This window comes from Deltaproteobacteria bacterium (assembly GCA_026712905.1).
GTDB lineage: Bacteria > Desulfobacterota > Binatia > UBA9968 > JAJDTQ01 > JAJDTQ01.
Map to the genome: position 1 here is coordinate 1 of JAPOPM010000033.1, position 2599 is coordinate 2599.

Here is a 2599-nt window from a genome sequence, read left to right on the forward strand (position 1 = left end):
CGCATCGGGTTACCCGCAGGGTCCCATTCCGGTGTCGCCCGAGACTCTGCGCAAGGTCGGCGAAGGGATCGCCGAGAAAGCCCGCGAGACATTGTCGGCGATGGGCGTCCAAGACGTGAAGACCCAGGTCGTGGACGGCGATCCGGCAAGCAGCATCATCGCCGCAGTCGAGCATGAAAAGGCGGAGCTGGTGGTCATGGGCCGCCGGGGTCTCGGCAACGTAGCGGGCTTGGTAATGGGAAGCGTCTCGCACAAGGTAGCGCACCTCGCCGAGTGCGCGTGTCTCACGGTCAAGTGACCGGCGGCGGGTGCGTGCCCGAGAGGACTCCCGGACCGCAGGTGCCCGCCCGCTGGAACGGCGGAACGGTTCCGCATGGCTGCCGGGTAGGATCGGTGGTTACGAGTCCCTCCCGCACAGATCCAAGCGTACGCGACTGACGCACTCGGTTCCTCACCTGACAGGTTCGCTACATTCAGGGAAGAAGCTGGTCCCGGCCGATGGAAATTCGAGGAGACGACTTTCGACAGCGGCGAAGATGGGTGGTCTGCTGCGAGAGGGCTGTGGGACGGAAAACCCGCGATTGGGCTTCGCTGGAACGGTGGGTGCACCGCGACAGAGCGACCAAGGGAGTTAGCCCGGATCCGTCACCAATTTACCGTTCGAAGGTGCGTTATTGACGTTTGGGACACAGTTTCGGGCATTTGCTTGCTTTGTTGTGGTATAGACCCGCCTGTCTCGCTCGTCGACACGGGCTTTCCGGTGGACTGGAGACCCTCCGCGGGACACGGATTGGAGCGGTCGCGCGCGCCAGGGCGGCCGGCGCGCTCTGTCTGAAGCCGCGCGCCGAAGCGGCGCCTGCTTCGGGCGCGGCCGGACGTGGCGCGTCGGTGCATCGCTGAAACCAGGGTCGCGGTCGACGGCGTATGCACGGTCCGGCCATTGGTATGCTGGGAGCGCCGCGCAGGCCGTCAGGCGGGCGCGGCGGGCTCGTCGCGCTTCCCGTCGAGGAGGTAGCTCGCCAGGTTACGCTGCCGCCGCGTGGCGGAGTCGTGATCGGCCAAGACGGCCTCCTTCCTGCCAATCCGGAAACGGACGGAAGGACGCCCCGCCGACACCGGGCCGGCGGGATGTCCTGGAAGGGGGGCCGTCAGCCCTTCTGCTTGCGGTCGCAGAGGAGGCCGGCCGCGATGCTTCCCCAGACCTGCATGCCGCCGCGGGTCTTGAGGCCGGTGCAGATGATGATCTCGGTGGTGGCGGGGCGCATCTCCCGGACCGCCTTCAGCGTGGCGGTGGCGCGCTTGACCTTGCGCCGGCCCTTCGCCGCGAGCGCCTCGGCGGGGGCGGGAACGATGTCGCCGTCCGCGCGGGCCCGGTACCGCTCGACCACATAGCGGTCGTCGGCCAGGCCGGTGCCGAAGAAATGAACTAGGAACGTCTCCGCCGTGTTGCCGGGCATCGCCATGGCTGCCGTCATGGTGCCGTCTCCTTCGTGCCGATGAGGAAAATCGGCGACCGAACGCCCTCCCCCGGACGTCCGACCGCCGCCCCGCTCACGGCCGGCACTCCCTTCTCGATGGCGAAAGGCGCGCGGACGGAGACGGCATCGGGACGGCGGAGCAGCACGCGAAAGACGGTGTCGTGGGCGGTGCGGACGCGGGACCGGCGGCGCGAGGGATGGGGCTACCGGCTTATGTATGTCAGGGCGCGGCGTACGCACCTCTCCGCGGGCGTTCTGCACCCGGCAGGACTAATAGTCCTTGGTGGACACCTCGCAGGCGTCCACTCCCGATCGCACAGCCTCGATACATCGCATTATTAAGCCGAAAAGGCGGCCTACCCCGGAGGCTTACAAAGGGTCAGTAAGCAGCTCCGGTACACGCGTTGGGGCAACGGAAGGTCGTTCATCGAACCTGAATTTCTGGTTCAAGCCTAATCTGGAGTTCGGCGAGATCCTCGATCGCCGTTTCCGATCCCAGCAGGCCTTGCAGATACTCCAACAAGTCCTCCTGGCGCGGTTGCCCGAACGAAAGCCGATAGACTGTTAGGCTGTGCTTGAGCCATTCCAATCGGCGGACTTCACGACTGAAAGGCAGCATGGGGACACGACGCTCTACCCTGACTGGACCTTCGTAAATCCAGTACGGAATGAGGTCGCTATCAGCCTCGGTTTCGGCACCTGCAGCATCAAACATCGCTCTCCACGGATCGTCAGGATAGGCGGACTGACCCCGCACCACGTCGATCTGGCGATGCGCCAAGTTCAATCTTATTGCATGTCCCTTGAAGCGGTGGACACGACCTTCGCGTTGCTCCAAGTCGACGGGATTCCCCGGCAGATTCCAGTGATATACGCGATAGCAATAGGGGTGGAAATCCAGCCCTTCCTGCCCGATTGAGGTCGTCGCCAGGGCAAACGGACGAAACGGCGAGTTGAAGGTGTCTCTTACACTTCCCAAACGGGCAGCGCCGCCTTCCTCGTCCTTGTAGTCAGCCAGGCGCATGGCAAAACGGCCTCGCATCTGAAACCTGTTGATGACGAGCTTTTTCCCATCAACGGTTGGTGCTTCCACGTCGATCTGTGACGGTCGAAGCGCTAAG

General features: G+C 64.4%; 3 protein-coding genes. 1 reads left to right on the plus strand and 2 read right to left on the minus strand.

Annotation, left to right across the window (positions count from 1 at the left end; genetic code table 11):
- Positions 1–298, plus strand: a 298-nt coding sequence (locus tag OXF11_02535; GenBank protein ID MCY4485976.1) for a universal stress protein, incomplete at its 5' end; no start/stop codon positions are given.
- 850 nt (positions 299–1148) lie between these two features.
- On the opposite strand, the gene OXF11_02540 is transcribed toward OXF11_02535, so the two are convergent.
- Both OXF11_02540 and OXF11_02545 read right to left on the minus strand, forming a co-directional pair.
- Complete coding sequence (locus tag OXF11_02540) at positions 1149–1475, minus strand: hypothetical protein (GenBank protein ID MCY4485977.1); 327 nt, start codon at positions 1473–1475, stop codon at positions 1149–1151.
- Positions 1476–1902: 427 nt separating this feature from the next.
- A partial coding sequence (locus tag OXF11_02545; protein MCY4485978.1) for a DEAD/DEAH box helicase occupies positions 1903–2599 on the minus strand: 697 nt, incomplete at its 5' end.